The organism is Gordonia sp. BP-119, assembly GCF_016924115.1.
In the GTDB taxonomy this organism is placed as follows: domain Bacteria; phylum Actinomycetota; class Actinomycetes; order Mycobacteriales; family Mycobacteriaceae; genus Gordonia; species Gordonia hongkongensis.
This window is the reverse complement of sequence record NZ_JAFFZF010000014.1, coordinates 56,107-77,019: the sequence shown is the minus strand read 5'-3', so window position 1 is coordinate 77,019 and position 20,913 is coordinate 56,107. Positions and strand designations below refer to the sequence as shown.

General features: G+C 68.4%; 18 protein-coding genes and 1 pseudogene. 11 read left to right on the top strand and 8 right to left on the bottom strand.

Going from position 1 to position 20,913, the window contains the following annotated elements; all coding sequences use genetic code 11:
• The first annotated feature begins 47 nt into the window (after positions 1-47).
• The 5 genes from JW364_RS10695 (at position 48) to cydC (ending at position 7,242) form a co-directional block, all read left to right on the top strand.
• Complete coding sequence (locus JW364_RS10695; RefSeq protein ID WP_065629161.1) at positions 48-917, top strand: aminodeoxychorismate lyase; 870 nt, start codon at positions 48-50, stop codon at positions 915-917.
• A gap of 226 nt (positions 918-1,143) precedes the next feature.
• Positions 1,144-2,727 (top strand): cytochrome ubiquinol oxidase subunit I, encoded by a 1,584-nt coding sequence (locus JW364_RS10690; RefSeq protein WP_065629162.1) that lies wholly within the window; start codon positions 1,144-1,146, stop codon positions 2,725-2,727.
• A 12-nt stretch (positions 2,728-2,739) separates the two neighbouring features.
• A complete protein-coding gene (gene cydB, locus JW364_RS10685) occupies positions 2,740-3,822 on the top strand; it encodes a cytochrome d ubiquinol oxidase subunit II (protein WP_065629163.1) in 1,083 nt (360 codons plus the stop codon).
• The gene (gene cydD, locus JW364_RS10680) at positions 3,819-5,540 is read left to right on the top strand and encodes a thiol reductant ABC exporter subunit CydD (protein WP_068972214.1); all 1,722 of its coding nucleotides are present in this window, start codon (positions 3,819-3,821) and stop codon (positions 5,538-5,540) included. Before cydB ends, cydD begins: the two co-directional genes overlap by 4 nt.
• Positions 5,530-7,242: a thiol reductant ABC exporter subunit CydC gene (gene cydC, locus JW364_RS10675; RefSeq protein ID WP_068972213.1), complete on the top strand. Its 1,713-nt coding sequence runs from the start codon at positions 5,530-5,532 to the stop codon at positions 7,240-7,242. The genes cydD and cydC overlap by 11 nt, the downstream gene beginning before the upstream one ends.
• Before the next feature lie 293 nt (positions 7,243-7,535).
• On the opposite strand, the gene JW364_RS10670 is transcribed toward cydC, so the two are convergent.
• The 3 genes from JW364_RS10670 to JW364_RS10660 all read right to left on the bottom strand — a co-directional run bounded on the left by JW364_RS10670 (position 7,536) and on the right by JW364_RS10660 (position 10,163).
• Positions 7,536-9,035, bottom strand: a complete 1,500-nt coding sequence (locus JW364_RS10670; RefSeq protein ID WP_068972212.1) for an aldehyde dehydrogenase — start codon at positions 9,033-9,035, stop codon at positions 7,536-7,538.
• A 129-nt stretch (positions 9,036-9,164) separates the two neighbouring features.
• Positions 9,165-9,800, bottom strand: coding sequence for an LON peptidase substrate-binding domain-containing protein (locus JW364_RS10665; RefSeq protein WP_068972211.1), 636 nt, complete (start codon positions 9,798-9,800; stop codon positions 9,165-9,167).
• A 54-nt stretch (positions 9,801-9,854) separates the two neighbouring features.
• Positions 9,855-10,163 carry an antibiotic biosynthesis monooxygenase gene (locus tag JW364_RS10660; RefSeq protein WP_035717146.1) on the bottom strand — a complete coding sequence of 103 codons (309 nt, stop codon included), beginning with the start codon at positions 10,161-10,163 and terminating at the stop codon, positions 9,855-9,857.
• 111 nt (positions 10,164-10,274) lie between these two features.
• Between JW364_RS10660 and JW364_RS10655 the strand changes: the two genes are divergently transcribed.
• On the top strand, positions 10,275-11,105 hold the full coding sequence (locus JW364_RS10655; protein ID WP_068972230.1) for an alpha/beta fold hydrolase: 831 nt from the start codon (positions 10,275-10,277) through the stop codon (positions 11,103-11,105).
• Positions 11,106-11,174: 69 nt separating this feature from the next.
• On the opposite strand, the gene JW364_RS10650 is transcribed toward JW364_RS10655, so the two are convergent.
• Both JW364_RS10650 and JW364_RS10645 read right to left on the bottom strand, forming a co-directional pair.
• Complete coding sequence (locus JW364_RS10650) at positions 11,175-12,125, bottom strand: hypothetical protein (RefSeq protein ID WP_068972210.1); 951 nt, start codon at positions 12,123-12,125, stop codon at positions 11,175-11,177.
• Between the two features lie 163 nt (positions 12,126-12,288).
• Complete coding sequence (locus JW364_RS10645; RefSeq protein WP_068972209.1) at positions 12,289-13,185, bottom strand: A/G-specific adenine glycosylase; 897 nt, start codon at positions 13,183-13,185, stop codon at positions 12,289-12,291.
• Here JW364_RS10645 and JW364_RS10640 point away from each other — a divergent pair.
• The 3 genes from JW364_RS10640 (at position 13,184) to JW364_RS10630 (ending at position 16,005) form a co-directional block, all read left to right on the top strand.
• Positions 13,184-13,834 carry a carbonic anhydrase gene (locus JW364_RS10640; protein WP_055475232.1) on the top strand — a complete coding sequence of 217 codons (651 nt, stop codon included), beginning with the start codon at positions 13,184-13,186 and terminating at the stop codon, positions 13,832-13,834. The genes JW364_RS10645 and JW364_RS10640 overlap by 2 nt on opposite strands.
• A 133-nt stretch (positions 13,835-13,967) precedes the next feature.
• Positions 13,968-14,738 (top strand): hypothetical protein, encoded by a 771-nt coding sequence (locus JW364_RS10635; RefSeq protein WP_058252679.1) that lies wholly within the window; start codon positions 13,968-13,970, stop codon positions 14,736-14,738.
• A 187-nt stretch (positions 14,739-14,925) separates the two neighbouring features.
• The gene (locus JW364_RS10630; protein ID WP_307814768.1) at positions 14,926-16,005 is read left to right on the top strand and encodes an alpha/beta hydrolase-fold protein; all 1,080 of its coding nucleotides are present in this window, start codon (positions 14,926-14,928) and stop codon (positions 16,003-16,005) included.
• Positions 16,006-16,058: 53 nt separating this feature from the next.
• On the opposite strand, the gene disA is transcribed toward JW364_RS10630, so the two are convergent.
• Positions 16,059-17,144, bottom strand: a complete 1,086-nt coding sequence (disA, locus tag JW364_RS10625) for a DNA integrity scanning diadenylate cyclase DisA (RefSeq protein WP_055475230.1) — start codon at positions 17,142-17,144, stop codon at positions 16,059-16,061.
• 106 nt (positions 17,145-17,250) lie between these two features.
• On the opposite strand from disA, the gene JW364_RS10620 reads away from it, so the two are divergent.
• On the top strand, positions 17,251-17,799 hold the full coding sequence (locus JW364_RS10620) for a PaaI family thioesterase (protein ID WP_055475229.1): 549 nt from the start codon (positions 17,251-17,253) through the stop codon (positions 17,797-17,799).
• Positions 17,800-17,821: 22 nt separating this feature from the next.
• Here JW364_RS10620 and radA read toward each other — a convergent pair whose 3' ends face one another.
• Both radA and JW364_RS10610 read right to left on the bottom strand, forming a co-directional pair.
• On the bottom strand, positions 17,822-19,201 hold the full coding sequence (radA, locus tag JW364_RS10615; protein WP_055475228.1) for a DNA repair protein RadA: 1,380 nt from the start codon (positions 19,199-19,201) through the stop codon (positions 17,822-17,824).
• An 86-nt stretch (positions 19,202-19,287) separates the two neighbouring features.
• A pseudogene (locus JW364_RS10610) lies at positions 19,288-19,971 on the bottom strand (hypothetical protein).
• 446 nt (positions 19,972-20,417) lie between these two features.
• Between JW364_RS10610 and JW364_RS10605 the strand changes: the two are divergent.
• Complete coding sequence (locus JW364_RS10605) at positions 20,418-20,906, top strand: CarD family transcriptional regulator (protein ID WP_004020903.1); 489 nt, start codon at positions 20,418-20,420, stop codon at positions 20,904-20,906.
• Positions 20,907-20,913: the final 7 nt, after the last annotated feature.

The following is a 20,913-nucleotide window of genomic DNA, read 5'->3' as shown; positions in this document are numbered from 1 at the left end:
ACGGGTCGATTCGGCGCGGGGCTGCGACGCATGACAACCTTCTATCCATGGCGGATTCGATCCTTGTCTCCCTCGACGGCACCCGACACGATGCCGACGCTCCCTTCCTCCACGCCGACGACCTGGCCGCGGTGCGCGGTGACGGCATCTTCGAGACGCTTCTCGTGCGCGGCGGCCGGGCGCGATGCGTCCGACTGCATCTCGAGCGACTGGCCCGGAGTGCGGCCGCGATGGAACTCGACAAGCCCGATCTCGACGAGTGGCGGGCGGTGATCGAGACCGCGACGCAGGCGTGGACGGAGAAGCACGGGTCGTCGGGTGAGGCACTGCTGCGGCTCGTCTACTCCCGCGGACGCGAGCACGGTTCGGCGCCGACCGCGTACGTCACCGTCGACGCGGTGCCCGACCGGGTGTCGGCGGCGCGTGCGGACGGTGTCCGGGTGGTCACCCTCGCTCGCGGCTTCTCGATCGACCTCGCCGCCACGGCGCCCTGGCAGCTCCTCGGCGCGAAGACCCTCAGCTACGCCACGAACATGGCGGCCCTGCGCCACGCGTCGGCCGAGGGCTTCGACGACGTGATCTTCGTCAGCAGCGAGGGCGCCGTCCTCGAAGGGCCCCGAGCCACGGTCGTCGCCGTGTACTCCGACACCCTGGTCACACCGCCGACCGAGATCGGGATTCTCGAGTCGACCACCGTGCGTGCGGTTTTCGATGTCGCGGAACAGGAGGGTTGGACGACCAAGACCGACGTCCTACGGCCCGAGGATCTGGTGGCGGCCGACTCGGTCTGGCTGGTGAGCAGCGTGACCCTCGCGGCGCGGGTCACCCATCTCAACCGGTACGTGATGCCGCTCGCCGCGGACGCCGCGAAGTTCACCGATCTGGTCGACCGGGCCATCTCGGTGGACGACAATTGATCCCGGTCACCCCCACCTGATCTCGTCCGCCTGGGGCACACACCCGCGTGGGTGAGAGGGAAGACACCGCTTCGAACTGGTCGGCGGGACCTTTGGCGCTTGTAAGGGCCCGGTGACCAGGCGTAACGTCGCGCCTACGACCTACTACTACCGCTAGTAGTAGGTACCCGGCAGGTTTCGACCTTGCCCCCGCAGCCCGGGGGCCGGCAACTCGATTCGAGGCGATATGGACGCTCTGGACGTCTCCAGATGGCAATTCGGGATCACGACCGTCTACCACTTCATCCTGGTGCCGTTGACGATCGGCCTCGCGCCGATGATCGCGGTGATGCAGACGGTGTGGCATGTCACCGGCAACGAGCAGTGGCTGCGCGCCACGAAGTTCTTCGGCAAGCTCTTCCTGATCAACTTCGCGCTCGGTGTCGCGACCGGCATCGTCCAGGAGTTCCAGTTCGGCATGAACTGGAGCGAGTACAGCCGGTTCGTCGCCGATGTCTTCGGCGCGCCACTGGCCCTGGAGGGTCTCGTCGCCTTCTTCCTCGAATCGACGTTCATCGGGCTCTGGATCTTCGGCTGGGACCGCCTGCCGCGCCGCGTGCACCTGGCCTGTATCTGGTTGGCCGCCATCGGTGTGAACGCGTCGGCGTATTTCATCATCGCCGCGAACTCGTGGATGCAGCACCCCGTCGGCGTCACATGGGATGACGAACGCGGCCGGCCTGCCATGAACGACTTCGTCGCGGTGCTCACCAACAACACGACCCTGGCGGCCTTCCCGCACGTCATCGCCGGCGCCTTCCTCACCGCCGGTACCTTCGTCGCGGCCATCGGCATCTGGTGGATGGCGCGGAACTCATGGCGGGCCAAGAAGATCCGCGAGGCCGCGGACACCGGTGACCTGTCCGAGATCCCGGACAGCACCTCGCCGAGCCACGTCGACGCCACACCCGAGGACCTCGAGAAGGACGCCCGCGACCTCTGGCGGCCGGTCACGAGACTCGCGTTGTGGATCACCATCGTCTCCGGTGTCGCGCTGTTCATCACCGGGGACCTCCAGGCGCAGATCATGTTCAAACAGCAGCCGATGAAGATGGCGTCCGCGGAGTCGCTGTGCGAGACCGAGACGGGTCCGGGTTTCTCGGTTCTGTCGATCGGCCGCCAGAACAACTGCGAGAACATCGAACACGTCATCGAGATCCCGAAGATGCTGTCGTTCCTCGCGAATCACGACTTCGATTCGACTCTGCAGGGCGTCGAGGAACTACAGGAGCAGTACACCCGGGCCTTCGCCGGACAGCCGAACGTGCCGGCGAACCAGAACTTCGCACCCAACCTCTTCGTGACCTACTGGGGCTTCCGGGCGATGATCACCTGGGCGCTCGGCTCGGTGGTCGTGGCCTTGGGCGGACTGTGGTTCACGCGCCGTAAGCGGGTGGTCGAATCCAGACGCTTCGGCTTCATCGCCCTGTTGATGATCCCGACGCCGTTCCTGGCCAACAGTTCCGGCTGGATCTTCACCGAGATGGGACGCCAGCCGTGGGTCGTGGCGCCCAACTGGGAGGACGACCTCGACCCGCTCCGGATCAGCATGCTGGTGCAGAACGGTGTGTCCAACCATTCGGCAAGCACCGTGCTCGTCACGCTGATCGGTTTCACGCTGCTCTACGGTGCCCTCGGCATCGTGTGGTTCATGCTGCAGCGGCGCTATGTCATCGAGGGCCCGGCCGCACACGATGCGCGACCGCCGGGCCACACCGACGACGACGAGTCCGATTCCGATGAACCCAAACAGCTCTCGTTCGCGTACTAGAGGAGCGTGCTCATGAGTCTCGAAGAAATCTGGTTCCTGGTCATCGCGTTCCTGTTCGTCGGGTATTTCGTACTGGAGGGCTTCGATTTCGGTGTCGGCATGCTGATGCCGATCCTCGGTTCGAGTCACACCGGCGGCGACGACAAGGTCGCCGCCGACGATCCCGAAGCCGACCCCGACAAACGGCGCCGCGCGCTCCTCAACACCATCGGCCCGGTCTGGGACGGCAACGAGGTCTGGCTCATCACCGCGGGTGCGGCGTTGTTCGCGGCCTTCGGCGGTTGGTACGCAACCATGTTCAGTGCGTTCTACCTACCGCTGTTCCTCATCCTCATCGGGCTCATCGTGCGGGTCTGCGCGATCGAGTGGCGGGGCAAGATCAACAACCCCCGCTGGCGCGTGTGGTGCGACGTCGGAATCGGGCTGGGTTCGTGGATTCCGGCGATCCTGTGGGGTGTGGCGTTCGCCAACATCGTGCGCGGGCTCCCGATCGACGCTGACGCCCAGTACACGGGTGGGTTCTTCAACCTCCTCAACCCGTATGCCCTGCTCGGCGGCGCCACGACCCTGCTCGCGTTCCTCACCCACGGGGCGGTGTTCATCTCGCTGAAGACCTCCGGTGTGCTGCAGGAGGATTCGGCTCGCTACGCTGCCCGGCTGGCCTGGCCGACACTGATCGTGGCCGCCGTGTTCCTGCTGTGGACCCAGTTCGCCTACGGCAGCTCGTGGACCTGGATTCCGGTGCTCATCGCCGCCGTCGCCGCGGTGGGCATGGTGGCCGCCACCCAGATCCGCCGCGAGGGTTACGCATTCATGTTCACCTGCATCGCGATCGCCGGCACGGTCGCCACGCTGTTCGCCGTGCTCTTCCCGAACACGATTCCGTCGACCCTGAATCCGCAGTGGAACCTCACCATCGAGAACACGTCGTCGAGCGATTACACCCTCACGATCATGACGTGGGCGGCCGTGCTCATCACCCCGGTGGTGATGGGCTACCAGGCCTGGACCTATTGGGTGTTCCGAAAGCGACTGTCGGTCGCGCACATCCCGGACCCGGCCGGACTTCCGTCGTTGCGAATCCCGAGCAAGTGAGACGCACCGCCCGGCCTCCGCTCGACCCCCGGCTGCTGCGGTATTCGCCGACGACGCGGCGGTATGTCGGGGTCACCGCGGCGTTCGCGGTGGCCGAGGTGGTCGCGATCATCGTGGTGGCCGCGATGGTGGCGTCGATCGTCTCCGAACTGATCGTGTCGCCCGGGGCGCGGTCGTTCGCCGCGCAGGGCGTTCACCTGACCGTGTTGGCCGCAGCACTGGCGGCCCGGGCCGCGATGGCATACGGACACGACCGATACGCGCACCGCGCCGCCGAGCGTGCGATCGCGGAGATGCGTGCCGAGGCCCTCGATGTCCTCACCGATCCGGCCCGCACGTCGCCGCGATCGCTGACGGCGATCCGCGAACACGCGAGCACTGTCCTCCTGCGCGGGCTGGACGCCCTTGGGCCGTATCTGTCGGGCTACCTACCGGCCCTGGTGGCCGCGGCGGTTCTGACGCCGACGGTCACGGTGGTCATCGCGTTCGCCGACTGGCCGTCGGCGCTCATCATCCTCGTCACCCTGCCCCTCATCCCGCTGTTCATGGTGCTCGTCGGACTGATGACGCGCGATCGCACCACACGCAAGCTGGCGACGATGAGCCGGCTGAGTGCCCAGCTCCTCGACCTCATCGCCGGATTGCCGACGTTGCGCGCACTGAACCGGGCCGGCGCCCCGGCGGTTCGGGTCGGTGAACTCGGTGAAGCCCACCGCCGCAGCACGATGAGTTCGCTGCGGGTCGCGTTCCTGTCGGGCGCCGTCCTCGAGTTACTGGCCACGCTCTGCGTCGCACTGGTCGCCGTGGGGATTGGTCTCCGTCTGGTCTATGGCGAGATGTCGTTGTACGCAGGAGTTTTCGCGTTGATCCTGGCGCCGGAGGCATACCTGCCGCTGCGTCGGGTCGGCATGCAGTTCCACAATTCCACCGACGGCCTCACCGCAGCCGAGCAGGTCTTCGAGCTCATCACACCGCAGTCTGAGGCGGCCACGCTGTCCGCCACCGGGAATCGTGGGGTCAGCGTCGCAGGCGAACCGATCACCGTGCTCGACGTCGGCATCCACGGGCGCGACGGATGGGCGCCGGAGTGCCTCCGCACGACGATCGAACCCGGGGCGCTGACCGTGTTCGCCGGACCGAACGGGTCGGGCAAGTCGACGATGCTGGCGGCGATGATGGGCCTGCTCGCTCCGGACGCGGGATCGGTGCTGATCGGGTCCATCCCCGTCGCCCAGGCCGATCCGGCGGCGCTGCACGAACAGATCGCCTGGCTGCCCCAGCAACCGGTGATCGTGCCGGGCACGGTCGCCGAGAACCTGGAGCTGCTCGGCGCGCTGGACCGCGACGCCTTCGAATCGGTGTCCACGGCAACAGGCTTCGCCGCGGTCCTGGGCGAGTTGCCGGTCCGGTTCGGCACGGTGCTGGGAACCGGCGGGGTCGGGCTCTCCGCGGGACAACGGCAACGCCTCGCCCTGACCCGAGTCCTCGCCTCGCCGGCGCCGCTGCTGCTGCTCGACGAACCGACCGCCCACCTCGACGAGGCGTCCGAGCGCGACGTGTTCGCCGCACTCCGCGATCGCGCTCGGGCCGGGGACACCGTCGTCGTGGTGGCGCACCGGGGAGTCGCCCGCGAGTACGCGGACCGGGTGGTGGACTTCCCGGCGGCCACCGGCACAGCAGCCGCGGGCACGGCCGAGGAGGTGGACCATGCGCGGTGATCCGTTGATCCGGGCCCTGGGCTTCCTCGGCCTGCGCCGGCGTCCCGCGCTCACCGCGCTCGCGCTCGGTGTCGGCGGCTCGCTCTCGGCCCTCTTCCTGGCGGCGCTGTCGGCCTGGCTCATCACCCGTGCGTGGCAGATGCCGCCGGTGCTGTACCTGTCGGTCGCGATCACCGCGGTCCGGGCGCTGGGTATCTCGCGCGGTGTGTTCCGCTATCTGGAACGGCTGGCGACCCACGATCTCGCTCTGCAGGCCATGGCCACCGCGCGGCAACGGGTGTACACGGCGTTGGCGTCGGGCGCACCGGGTTATTCGGTCACGCTGCGGCGGAGTGAACTGCTGAACCGGACCAGTGACGACGTCGACGAGATCGGGAACGCCCTCATCCGCGGCCTCATCCCGATCGGCATCGGTGCCACGACATCGCTTGCGGCAGTGGTGGTGATGGCGCTGGTCTCGGTGCCCGCGGCCGTGGTGCTCGCACTCGCGCTGGCCGTCAGCGGCGGTGTGGCGCCGTGGCTGGCCGCACGCGGTGGTGCCCGGTCGATCCGCGACGGCGCGCAGGCCGCGTCCGAGGCCACGGAGGCCGCCACGACGGCGCTGTGGCACGCGCCTGAACTCGTCGTCGCACGCAGACGCCATCACGCGCTGGCAGCGGCCGCAGCGGCGGATCGCCGCCATCTCGACGCCACGGACCGGGGTATCCGGTGGCAGGCATCCGCCGCGGCGGCGACTCCGCTGGCATTGGGTGCGTCGCTGATCGCGGCATGCGTCATCGCCGTCGAATTGGCCTCGGCGACCTCGGGTTCGCTCGCCGGGGTGAGTTCGGGGGCTGGACTGACGCCGATGATCCTCGGTGTGCTCGTCCTGCTGCCGCTGTCGGCCTTCGAATCCACCGCGCCGCTCACCGAGGCCGGGCTGCAGATCGAGCGGAGCCGACAGAGTGCGGCCCGGCTCATGGCGCTGGTGGACGGGGCGCACGCCGACGGAACAGTCGATGTAACCGACGCCGAGGTGTATCGGTCTCCGGTGCGCCTGAGGACCACGGGCTTGCGCTGGGGACACCGGGATCGGGAGGTCCTCGGTCCCGCGGCGGGCGTGGATCTCGACCTGCGACCTGGTTCGCGTCTGGTGGTCACCGGCCCGAGCGGGGCGGGGAAGTCGACGCTGCTCCTCACCCTCGCCGGGTTGTTGCCGCCGATGGCCGGGGACGTCGAGGCGGTCGACGTCGGCGACGGTTCGATCGTCGGGTTACGTTCGGCGGGATGCTATTTCGCCGAGGAGGCGCACATCTTCTCGACGTCGGTCCGCGAGAACCTGCGCGTCGCCCGCGGTGACATCACCGACGAGGAGATCGACACCGCGCTGGCGGCCGCCGGGCTGCAGCGCTGGGCCGCAGCACTTCCCGACGGTCTGGACACCGTCCTCACCGGTGGGGCCGATGCGATGAGCGGCGGGCAGCGGCGGCGACTGCTGCTCGCCCGCGCACTGCTGCATCCCGCGCCGGTCGTCCTGCTCGACGAACCGACCGAGCATCTCGACGAGGCGGACTCCGACGAGCTGTTGCGGCGCCTCCTGGGGATCGAGCGGGACCTGTTCGGGCCCGACCGCATCGTCGTCGTGGTGACGCACCAGCCACCGGCCGATACCGGTGCGGTGGAGGTCCTCGAATTGGCGGGCCGGCCCCTTTCTGCTCCCTGAGGTGCGAGCGAAGCGAGCCACGAAGGGCGTAGCAACGTGTCTCGCCGAGCCTCCCACCCGCTGGCGAGCCTCCCACCCGCTGGCGAGCCTCCGATCCGCTGGCCGAGCCTCTACCCCGCTGGCCGAGCTTGTCGAGGTCACCAGGTGGCTTCGACTCGGCGCCTCGCTGCGCTCGGTGCCGGCTCAACCAGCGGGGGTGGTGGCTTCGACTCGGCGCTCGCATCAAGAACAGGAACCGGGGCCGGACGTACACGTCGTCCGGCCCCGGTTCCCCCCTGTGAGAGGCGGGAGGGCTAACCCGTGGACACCTCGTATCCCATCGGCAGCATCGTCGACTTGTGCTCGAGGAAGGACTCGAGACCTTCTCGGCCGTTCTCACGGCCGATGCCCGAGTTCTTGTAACCGCCGAACGGTGACTCGGGATCGATGGCGTACCAATTGATCCCGAAGGTGCCGGTGCGGATCTTGGTGGAGATCTCGATGCCGCGCTCGACGTCGTTCGTCCACACCGTGCCGGCGAGTCCGTAGCTCGAGTCGTTGGCGATGGCGATGGCCTCGTCGACGTCGTCGTAGGCGATGACCGACAGCACGGGACCGAAGATCTCCTCCTGCGCGATGGCCATGTCGTTGGTGACGCCGGTGAAGATCGTGGGGGTGAGGAAGTAGCCGGAGTCGAGTCCCTCGGGACGCTCGCTTTCGAGAACCGCGGTGGCACCGGCCTTCTTGCCGAGTTCGACGTACTCCTCGACCTTGTTCCGCTGGTTCTCGGTGATCAGCGGTCCGAGCTGGGCCTCCGGATCGGAGGGCAGCCCGACCTTCATCGCCTTCGCGGCCTCGACCATCGCGGCCACGATCTCGTCCTGTCGGCTGCGCGGCACCAGAATTCGCGTCTGCGCGACGCATGCCTGGCCCGTGTTGAACAGGCCGAGGAACGTCAGCATGAAAGCGTTCGCGGCGAGGTCGACGTCGTCGAGGACGATGGCGGCCGACTTGCCGCCCAGCTCGAGCGAACACCGCTTGAGGGTCTGGGCGCAGGCGGCGCCGATCGCCTTGCCGGCCGCGGTCGAACCGGTGAAGGTGATCTTGTCGACGTCGGGATGCGCGACGAGCGCCTGCCCGGTCTCGGCGCCGCCGGTGACCACCGAGATCGCCTCGGCGGGCACGCCTGCCTCGATGAACAGCTGCGCGACGTAGTTGCCGGTCATGGGGGTCTCGGGTGCGGGTTTGAGCACCACCGAGCAGCCCGCGGCCAGTGCGGCACCCATCTTGTTGCAGGTGATGAACAGCGGGACGTTCCAGGCACAGATCGCGCCGACGACGCCCACCGGTTCGCGGGTGATGCGGGTGGTGCCGAACAGGCCGGTGCGGTATTCCTCCCACTGATAGTCACGGGCCGCGTTGGCGTAGGCGCGCAGGACACCGGTGCCGGGGAGCTGTTGGAGGGTGCTGATCGCGCTCGGCGGCGCGCCCATCTCGGCCGACACGAGCGCGGTGATCTCGTCGCCCCGCTCGTCGATCAGATCGGCGACCTTCGCGATGATGTCGGCGCGCTGCGCGGGCGGCGTCGAACTCCAGACCCCGGAGTCGAAGGCCGCGCGCGCCGCGCGGACCGCGGCGTCGACGTCGGTGGCGTCGGCGAGCGGTACCGAACCGACGCGCTCACCGGTGGCGGGGGAGTGGACCTCGAGGGTCTCGGTGGAATGGGGATCGGCCCATCGGCCGCCGATGAGCAACTGGGGTTGATCGCCCCCGCCGGTGAGGGTGGCGGGTTGGGACTCCACGGTCTCGGTCATTACGCGTGTGCTCCTCAGAGGACGGGGCCCTGTCCGGGCGTGGGCGGTCGACAGCCGCCGACGGACAGGTGTGAACTACGGCACACGCAATACTAGAACACGTTCTAACTCTGATGCCAGGGGTGGTCGTCAGGAACTCCCGAAGGCCACCCGGGCCTCCATCCCCTGCATCACGTCGTGGAGGATCTCGATCTGATCGGTCGGGTCCTCGGCCTCGAGGAGTCGTTGCTGGTCATGCGGTTGTCCCGCCGTCTGCGCCGCCCACCGGTGGATGGGCGAGAGGTCCGCGGCCCGGGGATCGGAGTCGATGAGGGCGAAGGCGGCGATGATCGGCTCGGGATCCTCGCCGGCGGCGCGGAACTTCCGCCGGATCAGCTCGCGGTGTCGTTCGGCGAGGTCGCGCAGACGGGCCAGATCGGAGCGGCTCGGGGTCCGCTCGGGCAACACCGTGATGCGGGCGCGCGGATACGGATCGTCGGGCAGCCACTCCTCGACCCGGAACCGGTGTCGGCCGATCGCGGTCAGCGTCGCGCGGCCGTCCGGTAGCCGGGCGGTGATCTCGGCGTGCGCCAGCGTGCCGACGCGGCAGCGTGACTCGCCGCCGCCGACCTCCGAACCGCGCTCGATCAGCACCACGCCGAATCGGACCGTGGGTGGATCGGTCGAGGTGTCGACGTGGTCGTCGAGCATCTGCCGATAGCGCGGTTCGAAGATGCGCAGCGGCAGTTCCGCGCTCGGCACCAGGGCGGTGCCGAGCGGGAACATGGGCGCGACGAGCGACGCGCCCGCCGCCGGTTCAGGGGTCAGGGCGTGCTCGTCTCAGGACTTGGGCCGCGCGTCGAGCACGACCTCGAACTCGAGCAGATCGGCACCCGAGGCGACCGGCTTGGCGCGCTCACCGGAGTGCGCCTCGCGGGCCGGACCCGCCGACCAGGCCTGGAAGTCCTCTTCGGACTCCCACTCGGTGACGACGAAGTAGCGGTCGTCGCCCTTGACCGGACGCAGCAGCTGGAATCCGAGGAACCCCTTGGACCCGTCGACCGAGTGGGCGCGATTGGCGAACCGCTTCTCCAGTTCGGGGCCCGCGCCCTCGGGGACGGAGATGGCATTGATCTTCACAACAGACATGCGTCCACCATAGGCGCTGTGCGGGGGCGGTCGTCTGGGGAACGACGACACGGTGGTCGGGCCCCGTGCCGGTCGTCGGTGGCACTGCGGTTCTGCGACTACAGTTCTGGCATGTTCGACGGTGAGGTTCCGCAGGAGACCGGACTTCGCGACCACGGTGGTCCCGAAGTCGCGGACGAAGCGAACGGATCGTCGGCCACAGTCGAGCGCGCGGCGCCGCCCATCGTGTTGCTGCACGGCCTGATGGGCCGCGGACGGACATGGCGCCGCCAGGTCCCGTGGCTGCGCCGGTACGGCCGGGTGTTCACCTACGACGCCGCGTTCCACACCGGCGCCTACGCCGAACAACCCTGCGACGACGGCGAACTCGCGACGGAGCGGTTCGTCGCCGACCTCGCCGAGGTCCTCACCTGGATCGACCGCGGGCCTGCGGTCCTCATCGGGCATTCGATGGGAGCCCTACACGCCTGGTGCGCGGCGGCGGAGTACCCCGAACTCGTCGCAGCGCTGGTCGTCGAGGACATGGCCCCCGACTTCCGCGGCCGGACCACCACGAGCTGGACCCCGTGGTTCGAGTCCTGGCCGGACCGATTCGCCTCCGAGGCCGAAGCCGTCGAGATGTTCGGGCCGGTGGCCGGCCGCTACTTCTTCGAGGCCTTCGACGACGGCCGGTTACACGGTCGGATTCCGTTGTGGGCCGCGATCGCCGAGGAATGGGGCCGACGCGATTTCTGGACGCAATGGCGTTCGGTCGGCGTGCCGGCGCTGCTGATCGAGGCCGAGCACGGGGTCACCCCGCCGGGGCAGATGCGGACGATGTGCGCGGTCAACGACCACGCCCGGCATCTCCGCGTGCCGGATGCCGGACATCTGATCCACGACGACGCGCCACATGTGTATCGCGGTGCGGTGGAGGCATTCCTGTCCGGCCTCGACCGCTGAGACCGCCGCGCAACGTAATTCGGGGCGTACACGACGAATCGTGTACGCCCCGAGGAGGAACGGGTGGCGTCAGGCGGGGTCGGCCGGCGCGATGGGCGCGCCGTTGAGCCGACGCCAGCAGTGCACCAGGAACAACTGGGCCACCGGAGCCGCGACGATGAGTCCCACGTAGCAGAGGAGCACGCCGACGAGGTTGATGGCGTAGGTGACCAGCAGGGTCAGGATCGAGTCGCCGACCTTCGACTTGGTCAACTCGAAGGACGCCTTCATCGCGTTGATCGGCGACAGACTCTTGTCGATGGTCGCGACCACCGAGAACATCAGGAAGAACATCGCGATGATGCCCGGGATGATGCACAGCGCGTAGCCGATACCCGTGATGAGGCCGACGAGGATCGCGGTTCCGATGACCGGCCCGAAGCGGATCGGGGTCAGGAACGACTTCGCCGTCACCGGTTCGCCGTTGGCCACCCGGACCGCGCCCGAGATGATGCTCGCCTGGATGTAGAGGAGGCCCAGGATGAAAACGAGGTACACCAGGCCGAGGAGGATGCCGCCGCCGAGGCCGAGCGACGTCTCCTCGTAGTAGAAGCCATTGCCGTAGTCGACGGTCTCGGTGGTGCCGAAGATCGACACCGCGGAGAACCCCACCGCGATGAGTGCTGCGCCCAACAGGAACACCGCGAGGCCCGGCAGGATCATCGCGCCGACGTTGTTCTTGAACTTGCCGAAGGCCCACGAGAACGCGGTGCCCACGTCGATCTTGCCCGAATCTCCCGGCGCGCCGTAGGGATCCGGGGCTCCGGGATAGGCCCCGGCGTCACCGTACTGCGGCCCGCCCGGAGGCGGCGGAGGCGGGGCCTGGCCGTACTGCGGCTGCGGCGGCGGCTGCTGGCCGTACGGCGGTTGCTGCCCGTACTGCGGCGGCTGCTGCCCGTATTGGGGCGGCTGCTGCCCGGGGAAGCCGCCCGGTTGCTGCGGGTCCGGCGGCGGGACAGGGGGATACGGCGGCTGACTCATGGATCGGGACATTAGCAACGATCCGGGCGTGGTGGGAGACTATCTCCGAACGATCAAACGACTGGTCAATGAACCCGGCACGGATTATGAGGTCTGTCATCGCCGGCTCGAGCGGAGTTCCGGTACAGCCGTCTCGGTGCCGTTCGGCGGAGTCCCGGCGGAGCTATGCCTCGCCGGCGAGGCAGTAGCGTCCGCTCGCGGTGATCTCCACGAGCCCGTCGACGAGCAGCGAATCCAGGGCCCGGTCGCGCTGGGCGGTGTCGGAGGTCCACACGACGTCGAGTGCGGCTCGGTCGACGGCGTCGTCGGTGTTGCGCAGGACATCGAGGAGCAGACCGCGCACCTGGCGGTCGGTGCCGGCGAACTTCTGCACCCGGCGCGGCGGTCCGGAGTGCGCCGGCCGGCCGAGACCGACCCAGGTGCAATTGTCGACGAGAGGGCACTTGTCGCACTTGGGGTTTCGGGCCGTGCAGACGAGCGCGCCGAGTTCCATCAGCGCCGCCGAGAAGCGTGGCGCCGACGCGGCGTAGGTGCCGTCGTCGGACCGGGGGAGCAGCGCCTGCGCGTCGGCGAGATCCCGCCGCGACGGATTCGCCGGTTGTTCGCGCCCGTGAACCGCGCGGACGATGACCCGCCGGACGTTGGTGTCGACCACCGGCACGGCCTGTCCATAGGCGAAGCAGGCGACCGCCCGTGCGGTGTAGTCCCCGATACCGGGCAGTCCCAGCATGGTCTCGACATCCTCGGGAACCCGATCGCCGTGGTCGGCGGCCAGCACCTTGGCGCACTCGTGAAGGCGGAGCGCGCGTCGGGGGTAGCCGAGCTTGCCCCACGCCCGCAGGACCTCCCCGGCCGGTTCGACCGCCATCGCCGAGGGGACCGGCCATCGCCGGACCCACTCCCGCCAGGGTTCGACCACCCGGGACACCGGCGTCTGCTGCAACATGATCTCGCTGATGAGGATCTGCCAGCCGCTACACGACGGGTCACGCCACGGAAGATCCCGTTCATGCATATCGAACCAACCGAGCAGATGGCCCGATGGCACACTATTGGGCATGACCGCAACGACACCACGGCAGGCCTGGCGCATCCTGCGCGACGGCAACAACCGATTTGTGACAGGTGAATCTCAGCATCCCAGCCAGGGTATCGAGGACCGGGCGCGACTCGCCGGGGGCCAGCACCCGCACGTCGCGCTCTTCGGTTGCGCCGACTCGCGGCTGGCGGCCGAGATCATCTTCGACCAGGGTCTCGGCGACATGTTCGTCGTCCGCACGGCCGGTCAGGTCATCGACTCGGCGGTCCTCGGTTCGCTCGAGTACGCCGTCGAGGTGTTGCAGGTGCCGCTCATCGTGATCCTCGGACACGACAGCTGCGGGGCGGTGAAGGCCACCCTCGACGCGCTCGACGACAACCAGATCCCCGGCGGTTACATCCGCGACGTCGTGGAACGGGTCACCCCCAGCATCCTCGCCGGCCGTAGCGAGGGCCTGACACGAGTCGACGAGTTCGAGGCCCGCCATGTGGTGGAGACCGGGCAGCTGCTCATGCAGCGCAGCCGGATCATCGCCGACCGGATCAGTACCGGCCGCCTGGCGATCGTCGGCCTGACCTACCAGCTCAGCGAGGGTCAGGTGAACGTCCAGGGCGTGTACGGGGACATCGGTGAACGCCCGGCGCCCACCGCGGTGGCCGAGTCTGCCTGACGTCGTATTCGTCTCCGCATGCGGTGGACCTGAAGGCGAACTCTAGACTTTGCCTGCTCGGGACCGCTTTCCCGCTGCGACACGCCGCACGTGATGAACCAGAAGTCAAGACCCGGCCGTTAGCGTTGTGGTCGTGATCGAACCCCAGGGCCCGCTGCCACCCGAGATCTACTGGCGACGCCGCGTCGTCGCCGCGGGTGGTGCGCTGGTCGTGGTCGGTCTGGTCGTAGCACTGATCGTGTGGATGACGTCGGGAAGCGGGGATCCGCAGAACACCGCAGCCACCGCGAGCGTGTCGTCGAGCTCATCGGCGTCGTCGACGACATCCGCGCCGCCCGCGTCGGAACCGCAGGCGGGTGGCGCCTCCGGTGAACCGGATGCGGGGGGCGGCGCCGGCGGCGGGGCGGGTGCTCCGGCGGGGCCGCCCGCGGGGTCCGCGACCCCGGTCGAATCGGCAAGTCCAGCAGGCGTTCCCGGAGCGGCCGGCGGGCCGGCCCTGTGCCCGGATCAGGCGATCTCGGTGGTCCTCTACACCGACAAGCCCACCTACACGATCGGACAGAACCCGGTGTTCACCATCGTGACCACCAACGCGGGACTGTCCGAGTGCACCCGCGACGTCGGCAAGGCCGTGCAGAACGTCATCGTCCGCACCCTGGACGGCACCCGGACGCTGTGGTCGGCGCGCGACTGCTCGCCGCTGAACACCGTCAACAACGTGGTGCTCAAGCCTGCGCAGCAGGTCAAGGACACGATCACCTGGTCGGGCACCACCAGCAGCCCCGGTTGCGAGCGCCCGCGGACCCAGGTGCCCGCCGGCTCCTACTCCGCCATCGGCAAGATCGGCGAACGCGAATCGTTCCCGATCACGTTCAACATGGTCGCCCCGGCCCAACAGCCCTGAGCGACGGTCACGTTCGCCGGGCCAGGCGACTAGTCGTAGCGCTCGATGCTGGTCTCGGCCAGGCGGGTACCGCGAACTATTCGTTCGCTAGGTAAAGTACCGACTCGTTGAGTATCAATGATGAGATCTCCTACCTCGGTCTCGTCTGGCGGGGAGGTCTCTCATCCGAGTCGGATTCAAGGCGTTCATGCGTCGCTGTGTGGTTGCCGCGGGCGTTGCGGTGACGTGCGCATCATCAACGCTGGTGTGGGGCAGCGGGCCCGCAGTGGCATCCGACCCGGAGATGCTCAGGGCTGACGCGGGTTGCGTCTGGAGAACGCCGGCCGAGCGCGCTCAGAACCTACAGACATGTACCTTCGACTCGACTGCGCTCGGGCGAGAGGCCACGGTCCAGATCCGAGCCGCAGACACACGAGAGCGCCAGGCAGGGCGCGGAATCTACTTCCTGGACGGATTGGGGTCGAATCCGGAGTTCAGTACGTGGACAGCGGAGCCTGAAACCGTCGCTGCCTACGATTCCGTCAACACTCTCGTCTTTCCGGCCGGTGGTGCAGGTGAGTGGATGACAGACTGGGAGAAAGCGCCCACCGGTCAGTCGATTCCGCCGCAATGGAGCTCGTTCATCGGGGTCGAACTGCCGAAGTATCTGCAGCGGAACTTCGATGTGCCGAGATCGGGCAACGGCATCGTCGGGGTATCGATGTCCGCGGGTCCGGCGATCGTCCTTGCGCTGGACCATCCAACGGTGTTCAAAGTGGCCCGTTCCTACTCCGGCTACTATCCGACTGACAACCCGCTCGGGTGGTTGGGAATACCTGCCATCCAGCGTGAGCGTGCCGACATCGAGAACGGACGCACCGCGATGTGGGGAGACCCTGAGGCGCCGGGTAACCGCTGGGCACAGAACGACGTCCTGTCCCGTATCGGCGAAGTCGCGCGAACTCGCCAGACCGTGATTGTTTCCTCCGGGAACGGAATTCCGACCAGCAATGAACTCCGCGAAGCCAACCAGGTCCTTCAGGAACGATTGGCTGCTGATCCCGGATCGGGTCCGAAGCTCGTGCAGCAGGCGGCAACCGCGCTAGCTCTGGGAGTTGCGCTGGAGTCTGGCGCTATGTTCTCGACGGTGGCCCTCCAGGCCGTATCGACACGTCTCGGACTGCCGATCTCGTTCAACTATCGGAACGGCGGACACAACTGGTATGCGTGGTCGGCGGACGCGAACGATGACGCGCAGATGATCGAACGAGCACTGCTGTCCAACTAGCGGCCTCGCGGCCGTTGCCGTGATCGAGGTACCAGTCGCCCGAATACGCGCGATCAGTCGTAGCGCTCGATGCTGGTCTCGGCCAGGCGGGACAGTCCCTCACGGATGTGGCGGGCCCAGATGCTGCCGATACCCTCGACCGCCTGCAGATCGGCCGACGAGCTCGCGAGCAGCGCCTGTAGGGTCCCAAAGCTGCGCACGAGCCGGTCCACGTGGGCGAACTGCAGCCGCGAGATCCGGGCGAGCAGACGGTAACCGCGGGGACTCATCGCCGTGTCCTGGGCCTCGATCGTCGTCGGGTACCCGAAGGCCCCGGCGAGCAGGGTGAGGTCGAGAAGGTCTGCGTCGCTGAGGTTCTCGACGACCTCGAGCGCCTGGCGGACATCCTCGGCGGTCGCCGGCTCGGGGCTGGCGTAGTAGTCGCGGACGAGCAGTTCGCGCATGGTGTCGTTGTCGCTGATCAGCTCCTCGAGCTGCAGGCTGACCTGCCGGCCGTTCACACCGAGTTCGAGGACGTACTCCTCGATCTCGGCCGACACACGACGGACCATCTCCATGCGCTGGGCGGTCGACATCGCGTCGCGCAGCAGCACGTAGTCCTCGATCTCCGCGCGCGACAGCGCCGAGATCACCTCGTCGAGCCGGGCCTTGTACCGCTCGAGGGTGGCCAGCGCGACGTTGGCGCGGGACAGGATCGGGTCCGGGCTCTCGACGACCCGGCGGGCGCCGTCGACGTAGACGCTCACGATCGACATCGACGCGCTCACCGAGATCACCGGATGCCCGGTCTGGATGGCGGTCCGCTCCGCCGCGCGGTGACGGGTGCCCGACTCCTCGGTCGGGATGGAGGGATCGGGGACCAGCTGGACGTTGGCCCGCACGATGCGCTTGCCGTCGGTGGAGAGCACGACTGCGCCGTCCATCTTGGCGAGCTCGCGCAGTCGCGTCGGCGCGAACTCCACGTCGAGGTGGAAACCGCCGTCGCAGATCTTCTCGACGTCGGAGTCGTGCCCCAGCACGATGAGGGCGCCGGTGCCGCCTCGCAGGATGCGTTCGAGGCCGTCACGAAGCGGCGTGCCGGGCGCGACGCGCGCCACCGTGTCGCGCGTCAGCTCGGATCTGACCACCTCGGCAACCATGACTTCCCTCCAGTGACCCGTCCGTCCCCGCGGGGACGGCGCCCACCCGCGCAAGGCCGGATGCCAGCGACATCGGCCGTTCTGATGGTGACTAGGGTACCGGGGTGTGAAGAGCAGCAGTTTCGTGGTGCCCGACGACCTGGACGAGGTGGAACGCCACCCGAAGGCGGCCAAGCCGGGCGAACCCGTCCGCATGCACAACCCGACCTGCTATGGCTGTGGACCGGACTCCCCGCAGGGCCTGCATCTGGTGGTGCATGCGGGTGAGGGGTTCACCGTCGACGCGTCGATGGAGGTCGAGACCCGGATGGAGGGCGGCCCCGGCGTCATCCACGGCGGCATCCTGAGCACCGCGTTCGACGAGGTGATGGGCACGATCCCGCTCCTGATCGGGCCCTCCGGGGTGACGGTGCATCTCGAGGTTGATTACATCCGGCCCATCCCGGTGGGCTCGACGCTGCAGTTCACCGGCACCTTGCTGGGCCGACAGCGCCGCAAGATCTTCACCGAGGCGGTCGCCCACATCGGTAATCCGGACGAGCCGGTGGCCAGCGCACACGCGATCTTCGTGACGATCGATGTGCGGAAGCACTTCGCCGCCCATGTCGAGAAGAGCGCCCGGGCGGAGGAGTACAAACGCCGGATGTACCCCTAGGCGCAGCGGCCAGGGGGACGGGTCAGAAGGGCGCGTCCACCGGATCGGCGTCGCGGAGACCGACGGCGTCGCCGAGGTTCGCCACACGCAGGATCCGGATGCCCGTCGGCAGTTCCTCGTCGGTGGCCGCGGGGATGATCGCCTCCCGGAAGCCGAGTCGCTTCGCCTCTGCGAGTCGGCGCGCGACGGCCGAGACACGACGGACCTCACCGCCGAGCCCGACCTCGCCGACGACCACCGTCGACTGCGGGATCGGCTGGTTCTTCACCGTGGAGTACACGGCGAGCGCGATCGCGAGATCGGCGGCCGGCTCGGTCACGCGCATGCCGCCCACCGTGGAGAGATACACCTCGCTCTTCGCGATCTGTTTCAGACCCCCGCGTGCCTGCAGTACCGCGAGCACCATCGAGACGCGGTTCATGTCCAGGCCGGAGACCGCCCGGCGCGGAATGTTCATCTCGGTGCCGTTCGCCAGCGCCTGGACCTCGCCCACCAGTGCGCGTTTGCCGTCCATGGTCACCAGGGTCGCGCTGCCGCTCACATCCGAATCACGTTGATGCAGAAAGATTCCGGAGGGATCCGGGACCTGATGGATGCCGTCGTCGCGCTGTTCGAAACACCCCACCTCGTCGGCCGCCCCGAACCGGTTCTTGACACCGCGGACCATGCGTAGCGTCGAGTGCCGGTCACCCTCGAACGCGAGTACGACGTCGACGAGGTGCTCCAGCGACCGCGGCCCGGCGACCGCGCCCTCCTTGGTGACGTGGCCGACGAGGATGACCGCGACCCCGCGGTTCTTGGCGAGCGAGACCAGTGCGGTCGTGACCGCCCGGATCTGGGTCACGCCGCCGGTGACGCCGTCGGCCCCGGAGGCGACGAGGGTCTGGACCGAGTCGACGATCATGAGTGACGGCGCGACGGAGTCGACGTGGCCGAGGATCGTCGCGAGGTCGGTCTCGGCGGCCAGGTAGACGTTCGGGTGCACCGCGCCGGTGCGCTCGGCCCGCATGCGGACCTGCCCGGCAGATTCCTCGCCGGTGATGTAGAGCGCCGTGCGGTCCTGTGCCGCCCAGTGTTTGACGGCTTCGAGCAGCAGCGTCGACTTGCCGACGCCGGGCTCACCGGCCAGCAGGATGACCGAGCCCGGGACGACGCCGCGGCCCAGCACCCGGTCGAGCTCGCCGATGCCCGTGGGGATCGCGGCGGACGATTCGGCGTCGACCTCGGTGATGCGCAGAGCGGGGCTCGACGGTGCGACCGCCGCGGTCGAGCGCGCCGACGGTGCCGGCCCGGCCACCTCGCCGATGGTGCCCCATTCGCCGCACTCGGGGCAGCGGCCCACCCACTTGGGCACCTGATGGCCACACGCGGTGCAGCGGAAGGACGTCTTGGTTCTGGCCACCCGGTCAGCCTAGGGGGCGGGGCCGACAGAACGAGCGAGGCCCGGCGTGTGCCGGGCCTCGCTCGTGGAAGTGGTTCGACCGGTGGTCAGTGGCCGCCTTCGCCGTGACCCTCGCCGTCGGCGCCGTGTTCGCCGGTGCCGGCCCCGGAGCCCTCTTCGCCGTGGCCCTCGTCGCCGTGATGCTAGTTGTAGAACGTCGGCTCGGCGTTACGTGCCACGTCCTGGCGCTCGAGCTCGGCGCCGCCGTCGACCGGGGCGTCGACGGTGGTCTGGCCGGCATCGACCCAGCGGCCGTCGGCCTCGCGCTTCTCGAACACGAACGTCAGCTCGGTCGTCAGACCCGCCGCGACCGTGTCACCGGTGTTGTCGAGCTCGACGCTGAGGCGCTTCTCGAACTCGGGGTTGGCGCCGACCGGGGTGCCGCCGCGCAGCGCCCCGTTGGGCGGGATGACGCGGTCATCGGCCTCAGCGCCCTCGATGAAGGTGACCTGCCCCTCCTCGGGGTTGATCCCCTTGAGGCGGTAGTAGACCAGCGGATCGGAGTTGGCGATGACGAACGCCAGCTCGAACGGTCCGCCGTCGCCGAAGACCGTCGATGCGTCGTTCTCGGGGTAGAGGATCTGCACGTCGCGGAGCTCGAGTTCGTCGTAGTTGACGTTCGCGCCGTTGATCGCGGGCAGCTGATTGGCGGTCTGCGAGATCTGACCCGCACCGCAGCCGGTGGTGCCGAGGGCGACGGCGATGCCGATCGCGGCAACCGCGGTCACCATGCGAGATGGCCGAACCGCCGACCGCCGCGCGGAAAGTGATAGCACTGACACCCGATCCTCCCAGGTCAAACGAAGCCGACATGCAGCGCGCGAAACCCTGCACTACGCAGCGTAGTGGGCGCGGTGCGGAAAAGTCCGGCCGGGTACCCGATTGGTCTGTCGCCGTCGCCGGCGCCACGGCCCCGCAGCGGTCGCCGGGTGGTCGAGCCCACGTCGTCCCAGGGGTCGGCGGGCGGTGCCGGGGAGCCCGGTCGACACCGTGGTGGGGCGTACCCCGCGCCAGGCCGACGGGGAGCTCCGGTGGGGTAGCCCACCCTCACCGCGCACCCCTCGCGACCTCGCAAGAGCCTGTCATGAAACCTGTTCACCGCGTTGACCTGCACCGTTGGGTGGGTGCCTCGGAACGCCCGTGCTAGACTGGCTTCACTCGAAAGGGGCAAGGAACATTGAATTTCAAAGTTGGCGACACCGTCGTTTACCCCCATCACGGTGCTGCCCGGGTCGAAGACATCGTGACCCGGACCATCAAGGGTGAGCAGATCGAATACCTTGTTCTCAAGGTTGCCGACGGTGACATGACCGTTCAGATTCCCTCGACGAAGCTCGAGTACGTGGGCGTTCGCGACGTCGTCGGGCAGGAAGGTCTCGATCAGGTCTTCCAGGTTCTGCGGGCCCCGCACACCGAGGAGCCGACCAACTGGGCGCGCCGGTTCAAGGCGAACCAGGAGAAGCTGATCTCGGGCGACATCATCAAGGTCGCCGAGATCGTCCGCGACCTCTGGCGTCGCGAACAGGATCGTGGGTTGTCGGCCGGTGAGAAGCGGATGCTGACCCGAGCCCGTCGCGTTCTGGTCGACGAGTTGTCACTCGCCCAGAACACCGACGACGAGAAGGCCACCAGCATGCTGGACGAGGTCCTCGCCGCCGCTTCCTGACCGCCGG

Excerpts from the sequence above, each read along its gene's own strand:
- JW364_RS10695 (WP_065629161.1), top strand. The coding sequence starts at position 48 with ATGGCGGATTCGATCCTTGTCTCCCTCGACGGCACCCGACACGATGCC.
- JW364_RS10690 (WP_065629162.1), top strand. The coding sequence starts at position 1,144 with ATGGACGCTCTGGACGTCTCCAGATGGCAATTCGGGATCACGACCGTC.
- cydB (WP_065629163.1), top strand. The coding sequence starts at position 2,740 with ATGAGTCTCGAAGAAATCTGGTTCCTGGTCATCGCGTTCCTGTTCGTC.
- cydC (WP_068972213.1), top strand. The coding sequence starts at position 5,530 with ATGCGCGGTGATCCGTTGATCCGGGCCCTGGGCTTCCTCGGCCTGCGC.
- JW364_RS10670 (WP_068972212.1), bottom strand. The coding sequence starts at position 9,035 with ATGACCGAGACCGTGGAGTCCCAACCCGCCACCCTCACCGGCGGGGGC.
- JW364_RS10665 (WP_068972211.1), bottom strand. The coding sequence starts at position 9,800 with ATGTTCCCGCTCGGCACCGCCCTGGTGCCGAGCGCGGAACTGCCGCTG.
- JW364_RS10660 (WP_035717146.1), bottom strand. The coding sequence starts at position 10,163 with ATGTCTGTTGTGAAGATCAATGCCATCTCCGTCCCCGAGGGCGCGGGC.
- JW364_RS10655 (WP_068972230.1), top strand. The coding sequence starts at position 10,275 with ATGTTCGACGGTGAGGTTCCGCAGGAGACCGGACTTCGCGACCACGGT.
- JW364_RS10650 (WP_068972210.1), bottom strand. The coding sequence starts at position 12,125 with ATGAGTCAGCCGCCGTATCCCCCTGTCCCGCCGCCGGACCCGCAGCAA.
- JW364_RS10640 (WP_055475232.1), top strand. The coding sequence starts at position 13,184 with ATGACCGCAACGACACCACGGCAGGCCTGGCGCATCCTGCGCGACGGC.
- JW364_RS10645 (WP_068972209.1), bottom strand. The coding sequence starts at position 13,185 with ATGCCCAATAGTGTGCCATCGGGCCATCTGCTCGGTTGGTTCGATATG.
- JW364_RS10630 (WP_307814768.1), top strand. The coding sequence starts at position 14,926 with ATGCGTCGCTGTGTGGTTGCCGCGGGCGTTGCGGTGACGTGCGCATCA.
- disA (WP_055475230.1), bottom strand. The coding sequence starts at position 17,144 with ATGGTTGCCGAGGTGGTCAGATCCGAGCTGACGCGCGACACGGTGGCG.